Annotated in this window: 4 protein-coding genes and 1 pseudogene; 4 read left to right on the forward strand and 1 reads right to left on the reverse strand. The window is 63.1% G+C overall.

Features of this window, described 5'->3' with window-relative positions; genetic code table 11:
- Nucleotides 1-1,628: valine--tRNA ligase (locus IV091_RS12915; RefSeq protein WP_293469350.1), on the reverse strand; the 1,628-nt coding region annotated here is incomplete at its 3' end.
- 259 nt (nucleotides 1,629-1,887) lie between these two features.
- Here IV091_RS12915 and yaaA point away from each other — a divergent pair.
- From yaaA to IV091_RS12935, 4 genes and pseudogenes are all read left to right on the forward strand, one after another.
- A complete protein-coding gene (gene yaaA, locus IV091_RS12920; RefSeq protein WP_293469352.1) occupies nucleotides 1,888-2,664 on the forward strand; it encodes a peroxide stress protein YaaA in 777 nt (258 codons plus the stop codon).
- A gap of 41 nt (nucleotides 2,665-2,705) precedes the next feature.
- Nucleotides 2,706-3,551 carry an NADPH-dependent 7-cyano-7-deazaguanine reductase QueF gene (gene queF, locus IV091_RS12925; protein ID WP_293469354.1) on the forward strand — a complete coding sequence of 282 codons (846 nt, stop codon included), beginning with the start codon at nucleotides 2,706-2,708 and terminating at the stop codon, nucleotides 3,549-3,551.
- A gap of 169 nt (nucleotides 3,552-3,720) precedes the next feature.
- On the forward strand, nucleotides 3,721-5,364 hold the full coding sequence (locus IV091_RS12930) for a DUF4331 domain-containing protein (RefSeq protein ID WP_293469356.1): 1,644 nt from the start codon (nucleotides 3,721-3,723) through the stop codon (nucleotides 5,362-5,364).
- A gap of 24 nt (nucleotides 5,365-5,388) precedes the next feature.
- Nucleotides 5,389-5,591 (forward strand): annotated as a pseudogene (locus IV091_RS12935) (hypothetical protein); the annotation flags it as partial.

Below are 5,591 nucleotides of genomic sequence, written 5' to 3' on the forward strand. Positions count from 1 at the left end.
GGCACCTGGCCGGTGAAATGCGTGGTCATCATGATCATCCGGGCGACCCAGAAAAAGATGATGTCGTAGCCGGTGACCAGCACGCTGGAGGGCAGGAACAGGTCCAGCTCCTTGGTTTTTTCAGGCCAGCCGAGGGACGAGAAGGGCACCAGCGCGGAGGAGTACCAGGTGTCCAGCACGTCCTCGTCGCGGCGCAGCAGCTTGCCGGGCGCCTGTTTCTGCGCTTCTTCTTCGTTGGTGGCGACATAGACCTTGCCGTCCTCGTCGTACCAGGCCGGAATCTGGTGGCCCCACCAGAGCTGGCGCGAAATGCACCAGTCCTGGATATTGCCCATCCACTGGTTGTAGGTGTTGACCCACTGCTCGGGAACGAATTTGACCGCGCCGCTGTCCACCGCGTCGATGGCTTTTTGCGCAATCGACTTGCCGGTCGGGTCCTGGTCGCTGACCTTGTTCACGGCGACGAACCACTGGTCGGTCAGCATCGGCTCGATCACCTGGCCGGTGCGGGTGCAGCGCGGCACCATCAGCTTGTGCTTTTTCACTTCGACCAGAAAGCCCTGCGCTTCCAGGTCGGCGACGACAGCCTTGCGGGCGACGAAGCGGTCCAGCCCGCGGTATTTTTCGGGCGCGTTGTCGTTGATGGCGGCATCGAGCGTCAGGACGCAAATGATGGGCAACTGGTGGCGCTGGCCGACGGCATAGTCGTTGGTGTCGTGCGCCGGCGTGACCTTGACCACGCCGGTGCCGAATTCCTTGTCCACGTAATCGTCGGCAATCACCGGAATGGTGCGGCCGCACAGCGGCAGCGTGACCTGCTGGCCGATCAGGTGCTGGTAGCGTTCGTCTTCCGGATGCACCATCACCGCCACGTCGCCCAGCATGGTTTCGGGGCGCGTGGTGGCCACGGTGATCGAGCCCGAGCCGTCGGCCAGCGGGTAGCGGATGTGCCACATGAAGCCGTCTTCTTCCTCGCTCTCGACTTCCAGGTCGGACACGGCGGATTTCAGGATCGGGTCCCAGTTGACCAGCCGCTTGCCGCGGTAGATCAGGCCCTGTTCATACAGCTGCACGAAAGTCGAGGTGACAACCTTGGACATCTTCGGGTCCATGGTGAAGTATTCATGCTTCCACGACACCGAGTCGCCCATGCGGCGCATCTGGCGTGTGATGGTCGAGCCGGATTCTTCCTTCCACTCCCAGACCTTGGCGACAAAATTCTTGCGGCCCAGGTCGTGGCGGTTTTTTCCGTCTTCGGACTGCAGCTTGCGTTCCACCACGATCTGCGTGGCAATGCCGGCGTGGTCGGTGCCGGGCACCCACAGCGTGTTCTCGCCGCGCATGCGGTGGTAGCGCGTCAGCGAATCCATGATGGTCTGGTTGAACGCATGGCCCATGTGCAGCGTGCCGGTCACATTGGGCGGCGGCAGCTGGATGCAGAACGACGGCCTGGACTCGTCCAGCGTCGGCTCGTACTGGCCGCTTTGCTCCCATAGCGGGCCCCAGTGGCGTTCAATGGCCGAAGGCTCAAACGACTTGGCCAGGCTGTCCAGCCCCGGCGTGGGGGGAAACACCTTGGCGGTGTCGGGGGCAGGGGCGGCAGGGGTGGGGGTGGCAGCGTCAGTCATGGGGCAATGAGAAGCGGCATCGCAGGGATGCCGCCTGGGGTTGGAGGGAACTCTCCTGATTTTATTCGACTGCGCTGCCGCCCGGCTGCGACCACACCCACTACCCGGCACGCACCACGATGGCGGCACAAACGCTGGCATCGCTGGCGGCGACTTGCGCTGAGCCTGGGGGTTTTTCCGGGTTTGACGGCTGCGGCGTGCAGGCCGTGCCGCAGCTGTCGTAAAGTCAAGCTTTTGCCTGATCTGAAGAACCCACGCCATGCTGTTTTTACTCTCGCCCGCCAAAGCGCTGGACTACGACACCCCGCCGCACCTGGCCACGCACAGCCAGCCGCTGTTCAAGCGCCAGTCGGCCGAACTGATCGACGTGCTTAAAACCAGGTCGCCGCAGGACATCAGTTCGCTGATGAAGCTGTCCGATGCGCTGGCTGGCTTGAACGTGGCGCGCTACCAGGCCTGGTCGCCCCAGTTCACCGCTAAAAACGCCAAGCAGGCTGTGCTTGCCTTCAATGGCGACGTCTACGAAGGGCTGAACGCCAAGACCCTGAGCGAGGCGCAACTGGGCTGGGCGCAAGACCATGTGTGTATCCTGAGCGGGCTCTACGGCGTGCTGCGGCCGCTCGACTGGATGCAGCCTTATCGCCTTGAAATGGGCACGGCGCTGGCCACGGAACGCGGCAAGAACCTGTACCAGTTCTGGGGTACGCAGATTGCCGACTACCTCAATGCGCGCGCGGCGGCCGACACCTCGCCGGTCATCGTCAACCTGGCCAGCGAAGAGTATTTCAAGTCCGTGGACCGCAAGGCGCTCAAGCCCCGCGTGGTCACCTGCGTGTTTGAAGAATTCCGGGGCGACAAGTACAAGATCATCAGCTTCATGGCCAAGCGCGCACGCGGCCTGATGGTGCGCTACGCCGTGCAGCACCAGCTGGTCAGCGTGAAAGCACTGGAAGGCTTTGACGCCGAAGGCTACCGCTTCGAGCCCGGCGTGTCCGGCGTGGACCGCCTGGTGTTCAGGCGCCGGCAGGGCGACTGACCAGAACGCCTGAAACCCACCTATTGAAAAAAGCCTGAACCATGACCATCCCTGAACACTCACAGCTTGGGAAAACATCGGCCTATGCCGACCAGTACGACGCGTCGCTGCTGTTTCCGATTCCGCGCCTGGCCAAGCGGCTCGAACTCGGCATTGCCGGCATGCCGCCATTTTTGGGGGCTGACCTGTGGACCGCCTTTGAGCTCAGCTGGCTCAACCCGCGCGGCAAGCCGCAGGTGGCGCTGGCGCACTTCACCGTGCCCTGCGAGACGCCCAACATCATTGAAAGCAAGTCCTTCAAGCTCTACCTGAACAGCTTCAACAACACCCGCTTTGCCGACGCGGCCGAGGTGCAGGCGCGGCTGCGGGCAGACATCAGCGAGGCCGCCTGGCGCGGTGCGGCGCAGCCGTCCATCGTCGGCGTCAAACTGCTGCTGCCCGAGCTGTTTGACCGCGAGCCGGTGCACGAAATGGACGGCCTGAGCCTGGACCGGCTCGACATGGAATGCACCCGCTACACGCCGGCGCCCGACCTGCTGCGCGCCGCGTTCGACGAGCAACCCGTCAGCGAGGTGCTGACCAGCAACCTGCTCAAAAGCAATTGCCTGGTCACCGGCCAGCCCGACTGGGGCAGCGTGCAGATCCGCTACAGCGGCCCGCAGATCGAGCAGGCCGGCTTGCTGCAATACCTGGTGAGTTTTCGCAACCACCACGAATTTCATGAGCAGTGCGCAGAGCGCATCTTCATGGACCTGTGGACGCAGTGCAAGCCCGCCAAGCTGTCGGTGTATGCGCGCTACACCCGGCGCGGCGGGCTCGACATCAACCCGTTTCGCACCAGCCACCCGCAGGGCCTGCCGGCCAATGTCCGCATGGCGCGCCAGTAGTTGGCTGCGACCCCCAAAAGAAGGAGTTGATGCGCCCGCCGTCATCTGGCGGTGATTGTTGGTGCAAATAAAGCGCTAAAGCCGGTTTGTTTTTTGAATCCAGGTTGATTTCCCTTGCGTATTCTTTACACAGCATTTGCTGTACCGATACACATCTGGAGATCGCACTATGAAAACGAAACTGGGGCACCTTGCCAAAGCGTGCCTGTTGTTAATAGCCGCCAGCAGCGCCATGGCGTCCAGCCACCGCGAGGCGCCCTTCATCACCTCGGCGCCCAAAGTCGACGGGACTGATTTCTACATGTTCCGGAGTTATGAAGGCATTGCCGCCAATGGCAGCGGCGGCCGCTCTGACTATGTGACCCTGCTGGCCAACTACCAGCCGCTGCAGGCACCCTACGGCGGTCCCAACTACTTCCAGATGGACCCCAACGCCCTCTATGAAATCCATGTGGACAACAACGGCGACGCGGTGGAGGACATCACCTTCCAGTTTCGTTTCAAGAACGCCCTCAAGTCCATTCCCCTGACCATCGGTTCGGCCAGCGTGCCGATTCCGCTGATCCAGGCCGGCACGGTCAGCGCGCTCAACGATGCCAACCTCAATGTCAATGAAACCTACAGCGTCAACGTGGTGCGCGGCGAGCGGCGCAAGAACGCGGGCGCGGCAGTGGTCAAGACCGGTGGCAACGGTGTGTTTGAAAAACCGGTGGACTACATCGGGGTGAAGACGCTGGGCGACTCGGCGGCCTACGCGGCCTATGCCGGCAAGCATATCCACAGCGTGACCATTCCTGGCTGCGCGGCACCCGGCAAGGTGTTTGTCGGCCAGCGCCAGGAAGGCTTTGCCGTCAACCTGGGCCCGGTGTTCGACCTGGTCAACGCACCCGCAGGCGTGCTGCTGGACCCGGCGAACAAGGACGCGGCCGGCATGGCCGGCCAGCATGTGGTTCAAAAATCCAACGTCACCACGATTGCACTCGAAGTGCACAAGGATTGCCTGACCGCCGGCAGCGACAAAGTCATTGGCGGCTGGACCACCGCCAGCCTGCGCCAGGGCCGGCTGATCAATGGCCAGCCGGGCTCGGGCAACGACAAGGCCGAGAAGGCCGGCGGTGCCTGGACGCAGGTGTCGCGCCTGGGCAACCCGCTGGTCAACGAGCTGGTGATTGGTTTGCCCGACAAGGACAAGTTCAACGCCTCCAGCCCGAAAGACGATGGCCAGTTCCTCACCTACGTGTCCAACCCGACCTTGCCGGCCCTGCTCGGCATTGTGCTGGCCGGCGATGCCAAGGCGGTCGCGCCTGTCAACCTGCCGCGCACGGATTTGCTGACCACCTTCCTGACCGGCATCACCGGCGTGAACAAGCCTGCAACGCCGACCCCGTCGGAAATGCTGCGCCTGAACACCGCCATTGCACCGGTGCAGTTCGCCGACCAGAACCGTCTGGGCGTGGCCGGCGAAGTGCTGCGCGTGGGCGGCACCGCCAACCTCGCCATGGCCAAGGATCTCGCGGGCTTCCCGAACGGTCGCCGTCCCAAGGATGACGTGGTTGATATCGCGCTGGTGGCCACCGTGGGCGGCCTGTGCGCCATCAACGGCGCCAACGATTCCCTGAAGCTCAATTCGGTGCCCGGCATTCCGTCGCTCATGTCCAGGTGCGATGCGTCGGCGCTGACCCCGCTGATGGCCGCCGCGGGCACCAATGGCCTGCCCAATGCCGCCAACATCCATGATGCGGTGGACCAGGCCACGGTGCCGTTTTTGAGCACCTTTCCGTACCTCAATACGCCGAACGCAGGTTCCCGTTAAGCCTTGGCGAACAAAGGAAAAATCATGCATAAAAGCAATGCAAAACTTTGGGCAGGCGCCGCGCTAAGCGCGGTGCTGCTTGCCGGCTGCGGTGGCGGTGGCGGCGGGATTGGCGGTACCGAGGGGGTCGTCAGCCCGCCTGCGCCGATGACCATGGAGCAGACCATCACCGACGTGTTTGCCTTCATCAGCAAGCTGATCGCCAGCAACGGTGAAAACACCGAGCC

This window comes from Polaromonas sp., from assembly GCF_018780625.1.
Lineage (GTDB): Bacteria > Pseudomonadota > Gammaproteobacteria > Burkholderiales > Burkholderiaceae_C > Polaromonas.